The organism is Enterobacter sp. MG-EB028 (genome assembly GCF_056673305.1).
The window spans coordinates 3,813,652-3,833,610 of sequence record NZ_CP195079.1 but is presented as its reverse complement, the minus strand read 5'-3'; the positions used below and the strand labels follow the sequence as shown (position 1 = coordinate 3,833,610).

21 protein-coding genes are annotated in these 19,959 nt (G+C 57.8%); 17 read left to right on the top strand and 4 right to left on the bottom strand.

From position 1 onward, the window contains the following. Positions 1–83 precede the first annotated feature (83 nt). From cysJ to cysH, 3 genes are read left to right on the top strand one after another with little or no spacing between them, the layout of a single operon-like run. Positions 84–1,889, top strand: a complete 1,806-nt coding sequence (gene cysJ, locus ACR42C_RS18095) for an NADPH-dependent assimilatory sulfite reductase flavoprotein subunit (protein WP_116343476.1) — start codon at positions 84–86, stop codon at positions 1,887–1,889. Then, entirely contained in the window at positions 1,889–3,601 is a 1,713-nt protein-coding gene (cysI, locus tag ACR42C_RS18090) for an assimilatory sulfite reductase (NADPH) hemoprotein subunit (protein WP_116343475.1), read from the top strand. The genes cysJ and cysI overlap by 1 nt, the downstream gene beginning before the upstream one ends. Before the next feature lie 15 nt (positions 3,602–3,616). After that, complete coding sequence (gene cysH, locus ACR42C_RS18085; RefSeq protein WP_116343474.1) at positions 3,617–4,351, top strand: phosphoadenosine phosphosulfate reductase; 735 nt, start codon at positions 3,617–3,619, stop codon at positions 4,349–4,351. Positions 4,352–4,558: 207 nt separating this feature from the next. On the opposite strand, the gene ACR42C_RS18080 is transcribed toward cysH, so the two are convergent. After that, the gene (locus tag ACR42C_RS18080; RefSeq protein ID WP_116343473.1) at positions 4,559–5,602 is read right to left on the bottom strand and encodes an aminopeptidase; all 1,044 of its coding nucleotides are present in this window, start codon (positions 5,600–5,602) and stop codon (positions 4,559–4,561) included. Positions 5,603–5,848: 246 nt separating this feature from the next. On the opposite strand from ACR42C_RS18080, the gene cysG reads away from it, so the two are divergent. The 13 genes from cysG (at position 5,849) to rpoS (ending at position 16,841) form a co-directional block, all read left to right on the top strand. Next, positions 5,849–7,198, top strand: coding sequence for a siroheme synthase CysG (cysG, locus tag ACR42C_RS18075; RefSeq protein WP_316380199.1), 1,350 nt, complete (start codon positions 5,849–5,851; stop codon positions 7,196–7,198). Positions 7,199–7,207: 9 nt separating this feature from the next. Further along, the gene (gene cysD, locus ACR42C_RS18070; RefSeq protein WP_008499613.1) at positions 7,208–8,116 is read left to right on the top strand and encodes a sulfate adenylyltransferase subunit CysD; all 909 of its coding nucleotides are present in this window, start codon (positions 7,208–7,210) and stop codon (positions 8,114–8,116) included. Positions 8,117–8,125: 9 nt separating this feature from the next. Continuing rightward, a complete protein-coding gene (gene cysN / locus ACR42C_RS18065; RefSeq protein WP_316380129.1) occupies positions 8,126–9,550 on the top strand; it encodes a sulfate adenylyltransferase subunit CysN in 1,425 nt (474 codons plus the stop codon). After that, a complete protein-coding gene (gene cysC / locus ACR42C_RS18060; protein WP_080330141.1) occupies positions 9,550–10,155 on the top strand; it encodes an adenylyl-sulfate kinase in 606 nt (201 codons plus the stop codon). Before cysN ends, cysC begins: the two co-directional genes overlap by 1 nt. Positions 10,156–10,213: 58 nt before the next feature. Then, positions 10,214–10,540, top strand: coding sequence for a DUF3561 family protein (locus ACR42C_RS18055; protein ID WP_080330142.1), 327 nt, complete (start codon positions 10,214–10,216; stop codon positions 10,538–10,540). A gap of 79 nt (positions 10,541–10,619) precedes the next feature. Further along, positions 10,620–10,931 (top strand): cell division protein FtsB, encoded by a 312-nt coding sequence (gene ftsB, locus ACR42C_RS18050; RefSeq protein WP_008499609.1) that lies wholly within the window; start codon positions 10,620–10,622, stop codon positions 10,929–10,931. Between the two features lie 19 nt (positions 10,932–10,950). After that, positions 10,951–11,661, top strand: coding sequence for a 2-C-methyl-D-erythritol 4-phosphate cytidylyltransferase (ispD, locus tag ACR42C_RS18045; protein WP_116343470.1), 711 nt, complete (start codon positions 10,951–10,953; stop codon positions 11,659–11,661). Then, the gene (ispF, locus tag ACR42C_RS18040; RefSeq protein ID WP_116343469.1) at positions 11,661–12,140 is read left to right on the top strand and encodes a 2-C-methyl-D-erythritol 2,4-cyclodiphosphate synthase; all 480 of its coding nucleotides are present in this window, start codon (positions 11,661–11,663) and stop codon (positions 12,138–12,140) included. The genes ispD and ispF overlap by 1 nt, the downstream gene beginning before the upstream one ends. Beyond that, positions 12,137–13,186 carry a tRNA pseudouridine(13) synthase TruD gene (gene truD / locus ACR42C_RS18035; protein ID WP_316380130.1) on the top strand — a complete coding sequence of 350 codons (1,050 nt, stop codon included), beginning with the start codon at positions 12,137–12,139 and terminating at the stop codon, positions 13,184–13,186. Before ispF ends, truD begins: the two co-directional genes overlap by 4 nt. Next, complete coding sequence (gene surE, locus ACR42C_RS18030) at positions 13,167–13,928, top strand: 5'/3'-nucleotidase SurE (protein WP_316380131.1); 762 nt, start codon at positions 13,167–13,169, stop codon at positions 13,926–13,928. Before truD ends, surE begins: the two co-directional genes overlap by 20 nt. Next, positions 13,922–14,548, top strand: coding sequence for a protein-L-isoaspartate(D-aspartate) O-methyltransferase (locus ACR42C_RS18025; RefSeq protein WP_000253882.1), 627 nt, complete (start codon positions 13,922–13,924; stop codon positions 14,546–14,548). Before surE ends, ACR42C_RS18025 begins: the two co-directional genes overlap by 7 nt. Positions 14,549–14,664: 116 nt before the next feature. After that, positions 14,665–15,789, top strand: coding sequence for a murein hydrolase activator NlpD (nlpD, locus tag ACR42C_RS18020; protein ID WP_041908436.1), 1,125 nt, complete (start codon positions 14,665–14,667; stop codon positions 15,787–15,789). Positions 15,790–15,848: 59 nt separating this feature from the next. Continuing rightward, complete coding sequence (gene rpoS / locus ACR42C_RS18015) at positions 15,849–16,841, top strand: RNA polymerase sigma factor RpoS (protein WP_013098493.1); 993 nt, start codon at positions 15,849–15,851, stop codon at positions 16,839–16,841. Between the two features lie 52 nt (positions 16,842–16,893). Here the strand turns inward: rpoS and ACR42C_RS18010 are convergent, their stop codons facing one another. Next, positions 16,894–17,274, bottom strand: coding sequence for a DUF4440 domain-containing protein (locus tag ACR42C_RS18010; RefSeq protein ID WP_163330088.1), 381 nt, complete (start codon positions 17,272–17,274; stop codon positions 16,894–16,896). After that, positions 17,271–18,473 carry an MFS transporter gene (locus tag ACR42C_RS18005; RefSeq protein ID WP_320720719.1) on the bottom strand — a complete coding sequence of 401 codons (1,203 nt, stop codon included), beginning with the start codon at positions 18,471–18,473 and terminating at the stop codon, positions 17,271–17,273. Before ACR42C_RS18005 ends, ACR42C_RS18010 begins: the two co-directional genes overlap by 4 nt. Positions 18,474–18,581: 108 nt before the next feature. Here ACR42C_RS18005 and ACR42C_RS18000 point away from each other — a divergent pair, with 108 nt between their 5' ends. Further along, positions 18,582–19,469, top strand: coding sequence for a LysR family transcriptional regulator (locus ACR42C_RS18000; protein WP_479984409.1), 888 nt, complete (start codon positions 18,582–18,584; stop codon positions 19,467–19,469). Here the strand turns inward: ACR42C_RS18000 and ACR42C_RS17995 are convergent. Next, complete coding sequence (locus ACR42C_RS17995; protein ID WP_116343463.1) at positions 19,466–19,873, bottom strand: MarR family winged helix-turn-helix transcriptional regulator; 408 nt, start codon at positions 19,871–19,873, stop codon at positions 19,466–19,468. The genes ACR42C_RS18000 and ACR42C_RS17995 overlap by 4 nt on opposite strands. Positions 19,874–19,959 lie beyond the last annotated feature (86 nt).

Below are 19,959 nucleotides of genomic sequence, written 5' to 3'. Positions count from 1 at the left end.
TGTTATTATCCACGCCGTTAACCTTATCTTCAGTTTGGATTTATTCGCTTAAAGTCCGCTTGGCTACTGGAACATAACGACGCATGACAACACAGGCCCCACCTTCAAACTTGCTTCCCCTGAACCCGGAGCAACTGGCGCGCCTTCAGGCTGCCACCTCTGATTTTTCTCCCACTCAGCTTGCCTGGGTCTCCGGTTATTTCTGGGGAATGCTCAACCAGCAGCCTGGCGCTGTGGCGGGCGCACCGGCAACGGCCGTGGAAATTCCGGCCATTACGCTGATCAGCGCCTCGCAAACGGGCAACGCACGCCGCGTGGCCGAAGCGCTGCGTGACGACCTGCTGGCCGCCAAACTGAACGTGAACCTGGTCAACGCCGGGGATTATAAATTCAAGCAAATCGCGTCAGAAAAACTGCTGGTGGTGGTGGCTTCTACGCAGGGTGAAGGTGAACCTGCTGAAGAAGCGGTGGCGCTGCATAAGTTCCTGTTCTCGAAAAAAGCGCCGAAGCTGGATGGCACGGCGTTTGCCGTATTTGGCCTGGGCGATACCTCCTATGAATTCTTCTGCCAGTCCGGTAAAGACTTCGACAGCAAGCTGGCGGAGCTGGGCGCGGAGCGCCTGCTGGACCGCGTGGACGCGGATGTGGAATACCAGACGGCCGCCGCCGAATGGCGCGCGCGCATCGTTGAGGTGCTGAAAGCCCGCGTCCCGAAAGAGACCCCGGCGCAGGCTGCCGTAACCGCTGCGGGCACCGTCAATGAGATCCACACCAGCCCCTACACCAAAGAGGCGCCGCTGACGGCGAGCCTGTCGGTGAACCAGAAAATTACCGGTCGCGACTCGGAAAAAGACGTGCGCCATATTGAAATCGATCTTGGCGACTCCGGCCTGCGCTATCAGCCTGGGGATGCGCTGGGCGTCTGGTATCAGAACGATCCGGCGCTGGTGAAAGAGCTGGTCGAGCTGCTGTGGCTGAAGGGTGATGAGCCTGTCACCGTGGAGGGCAAAACGCTGCCGCTCTCCGAGGCGCTGCAGTGGCATTTCGAGCTGACTGTGAACACCCCGAATATCGTTGAAAATTACGCCACCTTAACGCGCAGCGAATCGCTGCTGCCGCTGGTGGGCGATAAGGCGAAGCTGCAGCATTACGCCGCTACGACGCCGATTGTCGATATGGTGCGTTTCTCTCCGGCACAGCTGGATGCCGACGCGCTGATCGGCCTGCTGCGTCCGCTGACCCCGCGCCTGTACTCCATTGCCTCTTCCCAGGCGGAAGTGGAAAGCGAAGTTCACGTTACCGTCGGCGTGGTGCGCTACGACATCGAAGGCCGCGCTCGCGCGGGTGGCGCGTCGAGCTTCCTGGCCGATCGCGTGGAAGAAGAGGGCGAAGTGCGCGTCTTTATCGAGCACAACGACAACTTCCGCCTGCCGGCGAACCCTGAGACCCCGGTCATCATGATTGGACCGGGCACCGGCATTGCGCCGTTCCGCGCCTTCATGCAGCAGCGTGCTGCAGACGAAGCGCCGGGCAAAAACTGGCTGTTCTTCGGCAACCCGCACTTTACCGAAGATTTCCTCTACCAGGTTGAGTGGCAGCGCTACGTCAAAGAAGGCGTACTGACCCGCATTGACCTGGCCTGGTCCCGCGACCAGAAAGAAAAAATATACGTACAAGACAAACTGCGCGAACAGGGCGCAGAGCTGTGGCGCTGGATCAATGACGGTGCCCACATTTATGTCTGCGGCGACGCCAATCGCATGGCGAAAGACGTTGAGCAGGCACTGCTGGAAGTGATTGCCGAGTTCGGCGGTATGGATGCCGAAGCGGCGGATGAATTTTTAAGTGAGCTGCGCGTTGAGCGCCGTTATCAGCGAGATGTCTACTAATGAGCGAAAAACATCCAGGGCCACTGGTGGTCGAAGGTAAACTGACAGACGCCGAGCGCATGAAGCTGGAAAGCAACTATCTGCGCGGCACCATTGCTGAAGATCTGAATGACGGTCTCACCGGCGGCTTCAAAGGCGACAACTTCCTGTTGATCCGCTTCCACGGCATGTATCAGCAGGACGACCGCGATATCCGTGCCGAGCGCGCTGAACAGAAGCTGGAGCCTCGCCACGCCATGCTGCTGCGCTGCCGCCTGCCGGGCGGGGTGATCACCACCAAACAGTGGCAGGCGATCGATAAGTTTGCCGGTGAAAATACAATTTATGGCAGCATCCGCCTGACCAACCGTCAGACCTTCCAGTTCCACGGCATTCTGAAGAAGAACGTCAAGCCGGTTCACCAGATGCTCCACTCCGTCGGGCTGGACGCGCTGGCGACCGCCAACGACATGAACCGTAACGTGCTCTGCACCTCGAACCCGTACGAGTCCGAGCTGCACGCCGAAGCGTATGAGTGGGCGAAGAAGATCTCCGAGCACCTCCTGCCGCGCACCCGCGCCTACGCGGAGATCTGGCTCGATCAGGAGAAAGTCGCCACCACCGACGAAGAACCGATCCTCGGTCAGACCTACCTGCCGCGTAAGTTTAAAACTACCGTGGTGATCCCTCCGCAGAACGATATCGATCTGCACGCCAACGACATGAACTTCGTGGCGATTGCCGAAAACGGCAAGCTGATTGGCTTTAACCTGCTGGTGGGCGGCGGCCTGTCTATTGAGCACGGTAACAAGAAAACCTACGCCCGCACCGCAAGCGAGTTCGGTTTCCTGCCGCTGGAGCACACGCTGGCCGTGGCAGAAGCGGTGGTGACCACCCAGCGCGACTGGGGCAACCGTACCGATCGTAAAAACGCGAAAACCAAATACACCCTGGAGCGCGTGGGCGTGGAGACGTTCAAAGAGGAAGTGGAGCGTCGCGCGGGGATAAAATTTGAGCCGATCCGCCCTTACGAATTCACCGGTCGCGGCGATCGCATCGGCTGGGTGAAAGGGATCGACAATAAATGGCACCTGACGCTGTTTATTGAAAACGGCCGTATTCTGGATTATCCGGGCCGTCCGCTGAAAACCGGTCTGCTGGAAATTGCGAAGATCCACAAAGGCGAGTTCCGCATTACCGCTAACCAGAACCTGATCGTTGCCGGCGTGCCGGAGAGCCAGAAGGCGAAGATCGAGAAGCTGGCGCGCGATCACGGGTTGATGGATGCGGTCAAACCGCAGCGTGAAAACTCGATGGCCTGCGTGTCGTTCCCGACCTGCCCGCTGGCGATGGCCGAAGCGGAACGTTTCCTGCCGTCATTCACCGATAAAGTGGAAGCGATTCTGGAAAAACACGGTATTCCGGACGAGCATATTGTTATGCGCGTGACGGGCTGCCCGAACGGCTGCGGTCGAGCGATGCTGGCCGAACTGGGGCTGGTAGGCAAAGCGCCGGGCCGCTATAACCTGCACCTGGGCGGTAACCGTATCGGCACGCGCATTCCGCGCATGTTCCGCGAGAACATCACCGAGACGGAAATTCTTGATTCCATCGACGAGCTTGTCGGGCGCTGGGCGAAAGAGCGCGAAGCGGGTGAAGGCTTCGGCGACTTTACGGTACGTGCGGGCATCATTCGCCCGGTGCTCGATCCCGCAAGGGATTTCTGGGAGTAACCACGAGAGGTAATTATGTCCGTACTCGATCTAAATGCCCTGAATGAACTGCCAAAAGTCGAACGCATTCTTCAGCTTTCAGAAACTAACGCCCACCTTGAAACGCTGGATGCCGAAGGGCGCGTGGCGTGGGCGCTGGAAAACCTGCCGGGAGACTATGTGCTCTCGTCGAGCTTTGGTATTCAGGCGGCAGTCAGCCTGCATCTGGTGAATCAGATCCGTCCGGACATTCCGGTGATCCTCACCGATACCGGCTACCTGTTCCCGGAAACCTATCAGTTTATTGACGAGCTGACGGACAAGCTCAGGCTGAACCTCAAAGTCTACCGCGCCACGGAAAGCGCGGCCTGGCAGGAGGCGCGCTACGGCAAACTGTGGGAGCAGGGCGTTGAGGGCATTGAAAAATACAATGAGATCAACAAAGTTGAGCCGATGAACCGGGCGCTGAAAGAGCTAAACGCGCAGACCTGGTTTGCCGGCCTGCGCCGCGAGCAGTCGGGAAGCCGCGCCACGCTACCGGTGCTGGCGGTTCAACGCGGCGTGTTCAAAGTGCTGCCGATTATCGACTGGGATAACCGGACGGTGTATCAGTATCTGCAAAAACACGGGCTGAAGTACCATCCGCTGTGGGACCAGGGCTACCTGTCGGTGGGCGACACCCACACCACGCGCAAATGGGAACCGGGAATGGCGGAAGAAGAGACGCGATTTTTCGGGCTGAAGCGCGAGTGCGGGCTGCACGAAGGGTAAAGATACTACCCCTCACCCCTGCCCTCTCCCCAAAGGGGAGAGGGGGAAAAGACGGCTTCGTGCGAGCCCCTCTCACCAAAGGGGCGAGGGGGAAAAGACGGCTTCGTGCGATCCCCTCTCACCAAAGGGGCGAGGGGGAAAAGACGGCTCCGTGCGATCCCCTCTCCCCTAAGGGGAGAGGGTTAGGGTGAGGGGGAAAATAACGCGCTAGGCTTTCCCCGCTTTCGCCAGCTCCTTCACCAGCGGCAGCATCACCTTCACCACGTCGCGGCTGCGATGTTCAATCCGCTGCGGCAGGGCACTGTCTATGTGCTGCTGGTTATCCAGCTGCACATTATGCCAGCTGGTCCCGTCCGGGAACGCTTTCGATTTAGCGCGCTGCTGATAGCCATCTTTTTTGCCCAGCGCCCAGTTCGTCGCCTCGACGTACAGCACCGGAATGCCTGCCTTATCAAACACTTCTCCGTCATTACAACAGCCAGTGCCTTTTGGATAATCCGGGTTACCGCCTGGGTTTGTCGCGGCATAGACGCCATGCGTACGGGCAAGCGCCAGCGCGCGGTCGCGGGTGAGTTTACGCACGCTGCTCGGCGTGCTCTGTCCGCTATTAAAATAGAGCTTATCGCCCACGATCAGATTATCGAGGTTAATCACCAGCAGCGTATTTTTCTTCTCCTCGGCGCTCATCCGTTTAAGGAGATTCTCAGCGCCGAGTTTCCCTTCTTCTTCGCCGCTGGTCGCCACAAAGCGAATACCGTATTTCGTCGGGATATTCTTAAGGCGTTCAGCCAGTTCAAGCATCACGCCGAGACCCGCTGCGTTGTCGTCCATACCCTGCAGCGTCAGTCCCCCAAGGTTATTATCAATATCGGCGTCGCTCATTGGCGCGTAGGTATCCAGGTGAGCCATGATAATGATCTGCTCAGCCGCCTTTCCTTCGTGCGCTGCAATCACCGTACTGCCGGTCACGTTATGCCAGTTCTGCGTTTTATTGCGTGAGGTATAGATGTAGCGGCTGTGAAACGAGCGAATATCACTCTGGTAGCCCATCTGTGCAAACTGCTGGCGAATATAGTCGGCGGAGAGCATCTCCGCGGGTGAACCGGTCATGCGGCCAGGGAAAACCGTCGCAATATGCCGCGCCTGCATAGTGGCGATTTCACCATAAGGTTGATTTTTTGCCTGAGCCGGAAGGATAAAGCAAACGCCGAGCGCCAGGGCAGCAATACGGTGGCGCGTTGCGGAAAACATAGTGAGTCCTTAAAAACAGAGCAAAATAATAACGTGCATAGTATGAAACTGTGATCGTCCATACACAATTTGAATTGCTCTTAAATGCCCGAAATGTCGCGAGTTAAGCACTTTTTGGTATTTGCTTTTTCATGTCGTTATTCCATTGAGTAACTACTCATTCCAATTCGTAATTTCATTCGATCTAAGCCGCCCCCTATAGTCCCTCTATTCCTCGTTGTTAGTGAGTTGTTGCCTGTGGACTATCTGCCCCTTTTTGCCGCCTTAAAAGACCGACCGGTACTGGTTGTCGGCACGGGTGAAATTGCCGATCGCAAAATCGCGTTTCTGCAGCGTGCAGGGGCACAGGTGCGTGTCGTTGAAGAGGCGGATTTCGACGAGTCACAACTCGACAGTGTGGTGCTGGTGATTGCGGCAACTGAAAATCGGGAACTGAACCGGCGTGTCTCTGAAGCCGCCCAGGTCCGTCACCGTCTGGTGAACGTGGTGGACGACCAGCCTTTATGCTCATTTATCTTCCCGTCGATCGTTGACCGTTCGCCGCTGCTGGTGGCGATCTCCTCCGGCGGCACCGCGCCGGTGCTGGCGCGCGTCCTGCGGGAAAAAATCGAAGCGCTGCTGCCGACCAGCCTCGGACGCATGGCGGAGAAAGCCAGCTACTGGCGCAACCATTTAAAAAACCGTCTGACCAGCGTGACGGAACGCCGTCGCTTCTGGGAGCGCGTGTTTCGCGGCCGCTTTGCCAGCCTGATGCATGCCGGTAATGAAACGGCGGCGCAGAAAATCCTCGAAGACGAACTGGATAACCCCGGCAACACGAGCGGGGAGATCATTCTTGTGGGGGCAGGGCCGGGCGATGCCGGGCTGCTGACGCTGCGTGGCCTGCAGGTTTTGCAGGACGCGGACGTGGTGTTCTACGACCATCTGGTCACCGACGGCGTGCGCGAGTTGATCCGTCGCGACGCGGAGCAAATCTGCGTCGGCAAACGGGCTGGCGAGCACTCGGTGCCACAGCACGACACCAACCAGATGCTGGTTGATGCCGCCAAAGCGGGTAAAACCGTGGTGCGCCTGAAAGGGGGCGATCCGTTTATTTTCGGTCGCGGCGGTGAAGAGCTGCAGGCGGCAGCCGAGGCGGGCGTACCGTTCCAGGTGGTGCCCGGCATCACGGCGGCCTCTGCGGTGACGGCCTACGCCGGTATTCCGCTGACCCATCGCGATTACGCCCAGAGCGTGACCTTTGTAACCGGCCACTACAAGGCCGACAGCACTCCGTTCGACTGGTCGCATCTCGCCCAGAGCCGCCAGACGCTGGCGATCTACATGGGCACGATGAAGGCGGCAGACATCAGTGAACAGCTTATTCAGCACGGTCGCGAGGCGACGACGCCCGTTGCCGTCATTTCTCGCGGCACGCGCGTCGATCAGCACGTTGCGACGGGCACGCTGGAACATCTTGCAACCCTGGCGAAAGACGCCCCGATGCCCGCCCTGATTGTGGTGGGGGAAGTGGTGCAGCTGCACAGCACGCTCGCCTGGTTTCAGAACACAACCGATACAGAAGGCTTTGGTTCTTCTGTCGTAAATTTGGCTTAAGGAACGGTTATGGACCAAAAACGTCTTACACACCTGCGGCAGCTTGAAGCGGAGAGTATCCATATTATCCGCGAAGTGGCCGCCGAGTTTTCTAACCCGGTGATGATGTACTCCATCGGTAAAGATTCCAGCGTCATGCTGCATCTGGCGCGTAAAGCGTTTTATCCAGGTACGCTGCCGTTCCCGCTGCTGCACGTGGATACCGGCTGGAAATTCCGCGAAATGTACGAGTTCCGCGACCGTACCGCGAAAGCCTACGGCTGCGAGCTTCTGGTGCATAAAAACCCGGAAGGGGTGGCGATGGGCATTAACCCGTTCGTGCACGGTAGCGCCAAGCATACCGATATCATGAAAACCGAAGGGCTGAAGCAGGCGTTGAACAAATACGGTTTCGACGCGGCTTTCGGCGGCGCGCGCCGTGATGAAGAGAAATCCCGCGCCAAAGAGCGTATCTACTCCTTCCGCGATCGCTTCCACCGCTGGGACCCGAAAAACCAGCGCCCGGAGCTGTGGCACAACTACAACGGCCAGATCAACAAGGGCGAAAGCATTCGCGTCTTCCCGCTCTCCAACTGGACCGAGCTGGATATCTGGCAGTACATCTATCTGGAAAATATTGAGATCGTGCCACTTTATCTGGCCGCCGAGCGCCCGGTGCTGGAGCGCGACGGCATGCTGATGATGATCGACGACGATCGCATCGACCTGCAGCCGGGTGAAGTGATCAAAAAACAGATGGTGCGTTTCCGTACCCTCGGCTGCTGGCCGCTGACCGGCGCGGTGGAATCCAACGCGCAGACGCTGCCGGAGATCATCGAAGAGATGCTGGTGTCCACCACCAGCGAGCGACAGGGGCGCGTGATTGACCGCGACCAGGCCGGCTCCATGGAGCTGAAGAAACGTCAGGGTTATTTCTAAGGAGCCGCCATGAACACCACTATTGCTCAACAAATTGCCAACGAAGGCGGCGTCGAAGCGTATCTGCACGCGCAACAGCACAAAAGCCTGCTGCGTTTTCTGACCTGCGGCAGCGTGGATGACGGGAAAAGTACCCTGATTGGCCGCCTGCTGCACGATACGCGCCAGATTTATGAAGATCAGCTCTCTTCCCTGCACAACGACAGCAAGCGTCACGGTACCCAGGGCGAAAAACTCGACCTGGCGCTGCTGGTGGACGGCCTGCAGGCGGAGCGCGAGCAGGGCATCACCATTGACGTGGCCTACCGCTACTTCTCGACCGAAAAGCGCAAATTTATTATTGCCGACACGCCAGGGCACGAGCAGTACACCCGTAATATGGCGACCGGCGCCTCTACCTGCGATCTGGCGATTCTGCTGATGGACGCGCGTAAAGGCGTGCTGGATCAGACCCGCCGCCACAGCTTTATCTCGACGCTGCTGGGGATCAAACATCTGGTGGTGGCGGTCAACAAGATGGATCTGGTGAACTTCAGCGAAGAGAAATTCGAGGAGATCCGCCAGAGCTACCTGACCTTTGCCGAACAGCTGCCGGGCAACCTGGATATTCGTTTTGTGCCGCTTTCGGCGCTGGAAGGCGATAACGTCGCCTCACAGAGCGCGAACATGCCGTGGTACAGCGGCCCGACGCTGCTGGAAGTGCTGGAGACCGTTGAGATCCAGCGCGTGGTCGACACCCAGCCGATGCGCTTCCCGGTGCAGTACGTTAACCGTCCTAACCTCGATTTCCGCGGCTTCTCCGGCACTATCGCCTCCGGCGCCGTGAAGGTGGGGCAGCGCGTCAAGGTGCTGCCATCGGGTGTGGAGTCGGCTATCGCTCGCATCGTGACGTTCGACGGTGACCTGCAGGAAGCCGGGGCAGGGGAAGCGGTCACGCTGGTGCTGAAAGACGAAATTGACATCAGCCGCGGCGACCTGCTGGTCGACGCGCAGGAGACGTTGGCGGCGGTGCAGGGCGCGTCCGTGGACGTGGTGTGGATGGCCGAACAGCCGCTGACAGCAGGCCAGAGCTACGACATCAAAATTGCGGGCAAGAAAACCCGCGCCCGCGTGGACGGCATTCAGTTCCAGGTGGACATCAACAACCTGACCCACCGTGACGTGAGCGAGCTGCCGCTGAACGGTATTGGCCTGGTGGATCTGACCTTCGACGAGCCGCTGGTGCTGGATCCGTATCAGCAGAACCCGGTAACCGGCGGGCTGATCTTTATCGACCGTCTGACGAACGTTACCGTCGGCGCGGGGATGGTGCGTGAGCCAAACGAGCAGGCGACCGCGGCCTCGGAATTCAGCGCCTTCGAACTGGAACTTAACGCGCTGGTGCGTAAGCACTTCCCGCACTGGGGCGTCCGCGATCTGCTGGGAGGTAAGTAATGGCCGCCCATGATGAGAACGTCGTCTGGCATCCTCATCCGGTCACCGTCGCCCAGCGCGAACAGCTCCACGGCCACCGTGGGGTTGTGCTGTGGTTTACCGGGCTGTCTGGCTCCGGTAAATCCACGGTAGCGGGCGCGCTGGAAGAGGCGCTGCATCAGCAGGGAGTGAGTACCTACCTGCTGGATGGCGACAACGTGCGTCACGGCCTGTGCAGCGATTTGGGGTTCAGCGACGACGACCGTAAAGAGAACATTCGCCGGGTGGGGGAGGTTGCCAGCCTGATGGCGGACGCCGGGCTGGTGGTGCTGACGGCGTTTATCTCACCGCACCGCGCCGAACGCCAGATGGTGCGCGAGCGCGTGGGCCAGGATCGCTTTATTGAAGTGTTTGTCGATACGCCGCTGGAGATCTGTGAAGCGCGCGATCCGAAAGGGCTGTATAAAAAAGCGCGTGCCGGCGAGCTGCGAAACTTCACCGGAATTGACTCGGTTTACGAAGCGCCTGAATCGCCTGAGATTCATCTGAAGGGTCAACAATTGGTAACAAATTTAGTAAGCCAATTATTAGACCTGCTCAGACGGGACGATATTATCAGATCCTGAGGCGGTATCGTTCGGGAGCTGTCTTCCCGAACGATGAGTCACGGTCACAGGATTAGCTATGCGCAACAGTGAAAACTACATTATCACCACCGGGTCGGAACCGTTAACCACCGATGACGAGACGACCTGGTCCTTCCCTGGGGCGATAGTCGGCTTTGCGTCGTGGTTACTGGCGCTGGGTATCCCGTTTTTGATCTACGGGGGTAACACCCTTTTCTTTTTTCTCTACACCTGGCCCTTCTTCCTGGCGCTGATGCCCGTTGCGGTCGTTGTTGGGGTTGCGCTGCACTCCCTTTTCAACGGCAAGCTCCTGTATAGTACGGTTATCACGATTGCCACCGTTGTCGTCATCTTTGGTCTGCTGTTTTTATGGCTGATGGGCTAACTTGCGACATAATTAAAACCCCGCAGTAGAGTCGAACGGAAAGTTATGGGATGATGATGCCGTTTTTTCAGGGGGCAGGATGGGTAAACTAACGCTGCTGTTGCTGGCTTTGCTAATCTGGCTGCAATATTCGCTGTGGTTCGGTAAAAACGGACTGCACGACTACAGCCGGGTGAGCGATGACGTCGCGGCTCAGCAGGCAACAAACGCCAAACTTAAGGCGCGTAACGATCAACTCTTTGCTGAAATTGATGACCTCAATGGCGGACAAGAGGCGATTGAGGAACGCGCGCGCAATGAACTCAGTATGACTAAGCCGGGCGAAACCTTTTATCGTCTGGTTCCGGATGCGTCTAAACGCAATCAGGGCTCAGCACAAAACAATCGATAATCAGGCCCAGGATTACGACATGGCAGCAACTTTTTCGGACGTATGTGCCGTGGTGCCGGCCGCAGGTTTTGGCCGGCGCATGCAGACAGAATGTCCCAAGCAGTACCTCTCAATTGGCGATAAAACGATCCTCGAGCACGCCGTGGCGGCGCTGCTGGCGCACCCGCGGGTGACGCACGTGGTCATCGCCATCAGTTCCGGCGATGCGCGTTTTGCGCAGCTGCCGCTGGCAAACCACCCACAGATTACCGTTGTCGATGGCGGTGCCGAGCGCGCCGATTCCGTGCTGGCAGGCATTCAGGCTGCCGGAAACGCGCAGTGGGTACTGGTGCATGACGCGGCGCGTCCGTGTCTCCATCAGGACGATCTGGCACGCCTGCTGGCGCTGAGCGAAACCAGCAAAGTGGGCGGCATTCTGGCCGCGCCGGTGCGCGACACCATGAAGCGCGCCGAGCCGGGCATGCATGCAATCGCCCACACCGTTGAGCGCGTCGACTTATGGCACGCGCTGACGCCGCAATTTTTCCCCCGCGAACTGCTCCACGACTGCTTAACGCGTGCGCTTAACGAAGGTGCGACCATCACGGACGAAGCCTCCGCGCTGGAGTATTGCGGTTTTCACCCAACGCTTGTTGAAGGACGCGCTGATAATATAAAAGTGACGCGCCCGGAAGATTTACAGCTCGCGGAATTTTATCTTACCCGTTCGACCCATCAGGAGAAGGCATAATGCGAATTGGACACGGTTTTGATGTACACGCCTTTGGAGGCGTTGGCCCAATTATCATTGGCGGCGTACGTATTCCTTACGAAAAAGGGCTGCTGGCGCATTCTGATGGCGACGTGGCGCTGCATGCGCTGACCGACGCGCTGCTCGGCGCTGCCGCGCTCGGCGATATCGGCAAGCTGTTCCCGGACACCGATCCGGCCTTTAAAGGAGCAGACAGCCGCGAACTATTGCGCGAAGCGTGGCGCCGCATTCAGGCCAAGGGTTACACCCTCGGCAACGTCGACGTGACGATTATTGCCCAGGCCCCGAAAATGCTGCCGCACATTCCGCAGATGCGCGTGTTCATCGCCGAAGATCTGGGCTGCCATATGGACGACGTCAACGTCAAAGCTACCACCACGGAGAAACTGGGCTTTACCGGTCGTGGCGAAGGGATCGCCTGTGAAGCCGTGGCGCTGCTGGTGAAGGCAACAAAATGACGGACTTCGATAACCTGACGTACCTGCACGGTAAGCCGCAGGGGAACGGTGTGCTGAAAGCCAGCCCGGAGGATTTCCTCGTGGTGGAGGATCTGGGCTTTGAGCCGGATGGCGAAGGCGAACATATCCTGGTGCGTATTCTGAAAAATGGCTGCAATACCCGCTTTGTGGCCGACGCGCTGGCAAAATTCCTCAAAATTCATGCCCGCGAAGTGAGCTTTGCCGGGCAGAAAGATAAACATGCCGTCACCGAGCAGTGGCTCTGCGCGCGCGTTCCCGGCAATACGATGCCTGATTTAAGCAAATTTGAGCTTGAAGGCTGTAAGGTGCTGGAGTACGCCCGCCACAAGCGCAAGCTGCGCCTGGGAGCGTTGAAAGGCAACGCGTTTACGCTGGTGCTGCGCGAAGTGTCTGACCGTGAAGACGTTGAAAAACGCCTGAATGCCATTAATGACCGCGGCGTACCGAACTACTTTGGCGCGCAGCGCTTTGGCATTGGCGGCAGCAACCTGCAGGGCGCGCTGCGCTGGGCGCAAAGCGATGCACCGGTGCGCGACAGGAATAAACGCAGTTTTTGGTTGTCGGCGGCCCGCAGCGCGTTGTTTAATCAGATTGTGAGCGAAAGGCTGAAAAAACCGGACGCGAATCAAGTTGTTGTTGGCGATGCGCTACAATTAGCGGGACGCGGAAGCTGGTTTGTTGCAACGGCCGAAGAAATGGCCGATGTCCAGGCGCGCGTGGATGCCAAAGCGCTGATGATTACTGCAGCTTTGCCGGGCTCAGGCGACTGGGGCACCCAGGGCGACGCGCTGAGCGCAGAGCAGTCGGCGGTGGCGGATGCGCCAGAATTACAATCCTTGCTGGTGCGGGAAAAAGTCGAAGCAGCACGCCGCGCGATGCTGCTCTATCCGCAGCAGTTAAGCTGGAACTGGTGGGATGACGTAACCGTCGAGTTACGCTTCTGGCTGCCGGCAGGTAGCTTTGCCACCAGTGTTGTCAGGGAACTTATCAACACCTCGGGTGATTATGCGAATATTGCTGAGTAACGATGACGGGATCCACGCGCCGGGCATTCAGACCCTGGCGAAGCACCTCCGTGAATTTGCGGATGTGCAGGTTGTGGCTCCCGATCGTAACCGCAGTGGAGCGTCTAACTCGCTGACGCTGGAGTCGTCGCTTCGCACCTTTACCTTTGAAAATGGCGATATTGCCGTGCAGATGGGCACGCCGACCGACTGTGTCTTTCTGGGCGTGAACGCGCTGATGCGGCCGCGTCCGGATATCGTCGTCTCCGGCATCAACGCCGGGCCGAACCTTGGCGATGACGTGATTTACTCCGGAACGGTAGCGGCGGCAATGGAGGGGCGCCATCTGGGGTTCCCGGCGCTGGCGGTCTCGTTAAACGGCCACACGCACTACGATACCGCCGCCGCGGTAACCTGCTCGATCCTGCGGGCGCTCGGCCGCGAACCGCTGCGTACCGGACGTATTCTCAACATCAACGTGCCGGATCTTCCTCTCAGTGAAATTAAAGGCATTCGCGTTACGCGATGCGGAAGCCGACACCCGGCCGATCAGGTGATCCCGCAGCAGGATCCTCGCGGCAACACGCTTTACTGGATAGGGCCTCCTGGCGATAAGTGCGATGCGGGTCCGGACACCGATTTTGCCGCCGTGGATGAAGGCTACGTCTCGGTTACCCCGCTGCACGTAGATTTAACCGCGTATAGCGCGCATGATGTGGTGTCGGGCTGGCTGGATCGCGCAGGAGTGAACGCGCAATGGTAAGCAAACGTGTACAAACTCTTCTGGAACAACTTCGCGCACAGGGGATCCGCGACGAGCACGTGCTTGAGGCGCTCGCTCAGGTCCCGCGTGAGAAATTTGTAGACGAGGCGTTTGAACACAAAGCGTGGGAAAACGTGGCGCTGCCCATCGGGCAAGGCCAGACGATTTCGCAGCCTTATATGGTGGCGCGGATGACGGAGCTGCTGGAGCTCACGCCCGACTCACGCGTGCTGGAGATTGGCACCGGGTCGGGGTATCAGACCGCCATCCTGGCGCATCTGGTACACCATGTCTGTTCCGTAGAGCGGATCAAAGGTTTGCAATGGCAGGCGCGTCGTCGCCTGAAACAACTTGATTTACATAATGTTTCGACACGACACGGTGATGGATGGCAGGGTTGGCAGGCTCGCGCCCCGTTTGACGCTATCATCGTGACGGCGGCTCCGCCTGAAATTCCCGCTGCGCTCTTGTCGCAGCTGGATGAGGGGGGCATTCTTGTTCTGCCCGTCGGGGACGAGCAGCAGCTGTTGAAGCGCGTTCGTCGGCGCGGCGGCGAGTTTATTATCGACACCGTGGAAGCCGTGCGCTTTGTGCCTCTGGTAAAGGGGGAGTTGGCCTGAGACTCAGATTTATCCAGGGTTATTAAGGCAAATTCAGCGTATGGTGTGGCGCGAAAGATTCGTGTCATCACGGTAAATTTTAAGTCACTGGTAGTTAACACATTCCTGGGGGATAAATGAGCGCGGGAAGCCCTAAATTCACCATCAGCCGTGTTGCGGCATTATCACTGGTTTCGCTCTGGCTGGCAGGCTGTACAAGTTCTAATAACGCGCCTGCGCCCGTCAGTTCCGTCGGGGGAAACAGCGGCTCTGGTAACACGTCCAGCGGAATGTTGATCACGCCTCCGCCTAAAATGGGCACTGCTGCGCCGCAGCAAACACCACAAATTCAGCCTGTGCAACATCCTGTTACACAGCCAACGCAGATTCAGCCAGTTGAACAGCCTGTTCAGACCCAAAATGGCCGCATAGTCTATAACCGCCAGTATGGGAACATTCCGAAAGGCAGCTATACCGGCGGCAGCACCTATACCGTGAAGCGCGGCGATACGCTGTTCTATATTGCCTGGATCACCGGGAACGATTTCCGTGACCTCGCGCAGCGCAATAACGTCCAGGCCCCGTATGCTCTGGAAGTTGGCCAAACGCTCCAGGTGGGCAACGCAACGGGTACGCCTCTGACGCCTGGCAATACGGTTTCAGCGGCCGATGTGACGGCTCAAAATAACAGCGTTAAGCCTGCACAAAAATCCACCACGGTGGTTGCTTCACAACCTGTAATTACGTATTCTGAGGATTCAGGTGATCAGACTGCTAACAAAATGTTGCCGAATAATAAAGGGACTGCGACTGTTGTCACAGCACCGACCACGGCACCTGTGGTTAGCTCTACTGAACCGACTGCAAGCAGTCAGAATGCCAGTTCGTCCATCACCGCATGGCGCTGGCCAACCGACGGCAAGATTATCGAGAACTTCGCAACCTCTGAGGGTGGAAACAAAGGGATCGATATCGCAGGCAGTAAAGGACAGGCTATCATCGCGACCGCAGACGGACGCGTTGTGTATGCCGGTAACGCTCTGCGCGGTTACGGTAATCTTATTATCATCAAACATAATGATGATTACCTGAGTGCCTACGCCCATAACGACACAATGCTGGTCCGGGAACAACAAGAAGTTAAGGCGGGGCAAAAAATCGCTACCATGGGTAGCACCGGAACCAGTTCTACACGCTTGCATTTTGAAATTCGTTACAAGGGGAAATCCGTAAACCCGCTGCAGTATTTGCCGCAGCGATAAATTGACGGGGCATGCCAGCCAGGGTGTCTCGTTCAGGGATCACGGGTAGGAGCCACCTTATGAGTCAGAATACGCTGAAAGTTCATGATTTAAATGAAGACGCGGAATTTGATGAGAACGGAGCAGAGGCTTTTGACGAAAAAGCCTTAGTAGAAGAGGAACCCAGTGATAACGATTTGGCTGAAGAAGAGCTGTTATCGCAGGGCGCCACACAGCGTGTACTGGACGCGACTCAGCTTTACCTTGGGGAGATTGGTTACTCCCCACTGCTAACGGCCGAAGAAGAAGTCTATTTCGCACGTCGTGCTTTGCGTGGTGATGTTGCCTCGCGTCGTCGCATGATTGAAAGTAACCTGCGACTGGTCGTGAAAATTGCCCGCCGTTACGGCAATCGTGGTCTGGCTCTGCTGGATCTGATTGAAGAGGGCAACTTAGGTCTCATCCGCGCAGTTGAGAAGTTTGACCCGGAACGCGGGTTCCGTTTCTCAACCTACGCGACCTGGTGGATTCGTCAGACCATCGAACGGGCTATTATGAACCAGACCCGTACGATCCGCCTGCCGATCCACATCGTCAAAGAGTTGAACGTCTATCTGCGTACCGCGCGCGAGTTGTCCCATAAACTGGACCACGAGCCAAGCGCAGAAGAAATTGCCGAACAACTCGACAAACCGGTTGATGACGTAAGCCGTATGCTGCGTCTCAACGAGCGCATTACCTCCGTTGACACCCCTCTGGGTGGCGACTCCGAAAAAGCGCTGCTGGACATCCTGGCCGATGAAAAAGACAACGGTCCGGAAGACACCACGCAGGACGATGACATGAAGCAGAGCATCGTCAAATGGCTGTTCGAACTGAACGCCAAACAGCGTGAAGTGCTGGCACGTCGTTTCGGTTTACTGGGGTATGAAGCTGCGACACTGGAAGACGTCGGCCGCGAAATTGGCCTGACCCGTGAACGTGTTCGTCAGATTCAGGTAGAAGGTCTGCGCCGCCTGCGTGAAATCCTGCAGGGGCAAGGTCTGAATATCGAAGCGCTGTTCCGCGAATAAGCAACCTTTCGTCAAAAAAGGCCCGTCGTGAGACGGGCCTTTTTCTTTTGTGTTACGGCTGTGCCGCCGTTTCGTGCAGCAGACGCCACGTTATTTTGTCGCCTTCCTGACTGAGCACCGCGGTTGACCAGCGCACGTTGACGGGCAGGTCTGGCCGGGTTTGCGTCTCTCGGTAGTGCAGCACCGCGCCGTGGGGCCACGCCTGTCGCGTCGTTAATTCATCAATAACGATCTTCAGTCCGGGACGGCTTCCGCGCTGACTGTGCAGAAAGCCCACAAGGCCGTCATAGTCGACATGGACGCCGCCCGGCGGGATCATCAGAAAATCTGGACGGAAGCGGGCGAGCAGGGCGTCGGAATCGCCTTCACCTTTGCCTAACCAGTCTTCAAGCGCAATGTGGAGGTCGATAATCTCGTGTTCGAAAGGCGTCATGAATTCTCCTGTCGCAGCTGGGTCAGCAGCTGCGTATTGTTAAGACGAAAAACGTACAGTACAGGCAGCAAGGTCATGCCTGCGGCAAAAATAAACATCCCGTGCCAGGCGGCGAGCGGTGCCAGATAACTCTGCGCCAGACTCAGGGCCTCTGCCAGCAGCAGGGCGCCGGCAAAAAAGCTCAGCTGACGATTGAGATTCCACAGCGCGCTGGCATCCGGCATCTCTTCCCGGCGCATCGTCAGAAAAGCGCTGCTCTGAGCTGTACTGCTGCACAGGCTTCCCCCCGCGCCCATCAGGGTAAACGCAGCGGCAGGAAGCAGCGTAGCCGAGCTGACGAGAATCAAAATCAGGATACCCGTCGCCTGCAGCAGGCAGCCGATGACAATCAGCGGCTGGGGGCCGATACGGTTAAAATAGCGTCCCGTCGCCGTGATGGCGATAAACGATGCCACGGACCAGGGCAGCATGAGCATTCCCGCTGCGGCTGGGCTCATGTTCGCCTCGTGCTGAAGATAAAACATGCCCGTAACGTTCACCCCAATAAACATGCCGGGCACGCATAAATAGACAAGCATAGAAAAACGCAAAAGCGGGTCCGCGAGCAACCGCAGGTTGAGCAGTCTGGCCGCTTTCATCGCGGGTATTTCGTGTTTAAGCCACAGGCAGGCCAGCACAAAGGTCACGATGGCCACCGGGAGCGTGGCGAAAAATATCCAGCGCCAGCTCACTGCCTCTACCAGCACGCCTCCGAGCGCAGGGGAACAGGCGGGAGCAAGCAGCGCCACCAGCATCACCGCCGAGGAGAGTCTGGCACGCTCGTGAGGCTGAAACTGTTGCCAGGTCAGCGCCTGTCCGACGGGGATGAGTAAGCCTCCGCCCACGCCCTGCAGCACGCGCCAGGCAATCAGACTTTCCAGCGTTGCAGACAAGCCTGCCGCAGCAGAAGCCGCGCTGAACAGAAAAAGCGAGAGCAGGATGACGCGCTTTGGTCCGACGCGGCGCGTGAGCATGCTGCTGAACGGGATCGCCAGCGTCAGGCCGGCAATGTACCCGTTACTCACCCAGGCAAGCGCTGAAGGCGTGGCGTTAAGGGCATGCGCCATCGCCGGAAAGGCGACGCTGGCAATAAACATGTTGATCAAATCAAGAAAAAAGCCCAGCAGATAGACGGCGGCGACTTTACTGCGATACGTCATGGTGGATCCTCCCGTGAGGAGGCGTATCGTATCGGCCCCGGAAGTACGGATAAACCTGACAAAGCGCGATATACTGTCAAAAAAATTTTGACAGTAAAAGGCGTGAGGATGATTAACCTACAGCGGACGCAGATGTTTGTTGCGGTGGCCGATACCGGCAGCTTTACTGCCGCAGCCGATGCGCTGGGGCTGACAAAAGCCGTGGTCAGCTTCAATATTCGCCAGCTCGAAGCCGAGCTGGGGGTTACGCTGCTGCTGCGCTCCACCCGCCGCCTGACGTTAACCGAGGCGGGAGCGCTTTTTCATCAGCGCAGCGTGGCGCTTTTGAAGGACGCAGAACGGCTGCAGGATGATGTTCGCGCGAATCATGCGGGACTCACGGGTGAATTGCGGATCACCACCACGCCTGAGTACGGTTCACGGGTCGTGGTACCGTTGCTGGCCAGGTTCAGCCAGATGCACCCGGAGCTTCGCGTGCGTCATGTTTCGTCTTCACTCCATGCTGACCTTATCTCAGAGCGCTTTGACGTGGCTATCCGGTTGGGAACGCTTACCGATTCACGCTACCACGCCGCATTGATTTCACATTTTTCTATCCTGCCCGTCGCGACGCCCGAGTGGCGGGTTAATCATCCGGTTGAATCGCTTGAGCAGCTGGCGCACGCCGACTGGATTATTCACGAGCGCTTAGCTTCGCCGCTGCGCTGGCAGGTGAAAGATGCCAGCGGTACGCCTGAAATGCTGGAGATAAAAAAAGCGCCGCGCCTGTTTGCCGACAGTGCTCAGGCGCTTATGGCCTTTGCGCTCGCGGGAAGTGGCGTGGCGTTACTGCCTGAATGGCTGATGCGCGATGCGCTTGATGCGGGAAAACTGGTCCCGGTTTTACCGGGCTATACCTTTACGCGGCAGGGCATCTACGCGGTTTATCCCGATGCCCGGCATGTGCCCGCGAAAGTGCGCACCTTTATCGATTTTATGCGCACCAGCGTCAATTAATCGTGCATCATCTTTTTGATGAGCGCAGAGAACTGCTCCCGTTCGGCCTTATTAAGACGCCCTAAAAACGCCTCATCCACCTCGTTGCCGACCGGCTGGCAGTTTGCAAGCAGGGCTTCGCCTTCCTGCGTCAGGAAGACAAACCGGCGGCGCTTATCTGCGGGATCGTGCTCGCGTTTGACCAGCCCGCGCGCCTCCATTCGGCTGAGCATCTCCGCCAGAGTCGCCTTCGTGCTGACCGCCACTTCGGTCAATGCCACCTGCTCAATGCCCGGGTGCTCGGCAATGGAGCGCATAACCGCATACTGCGGCTTGGTCAGTTCCGGCAGGGCATGTTGCCACTTAGCGGTATGCTGTTGAAAAAGCTGACGTAACAGGTGGAACGCCTCTTGTCTTAGTTCCATGAACACTCCGACAGAAAAAATCATCCCCTATGATAGCCGCTAAAGCCCGGGATGATAACGCGGGATTTTTTAGCATTTAGTGTGAT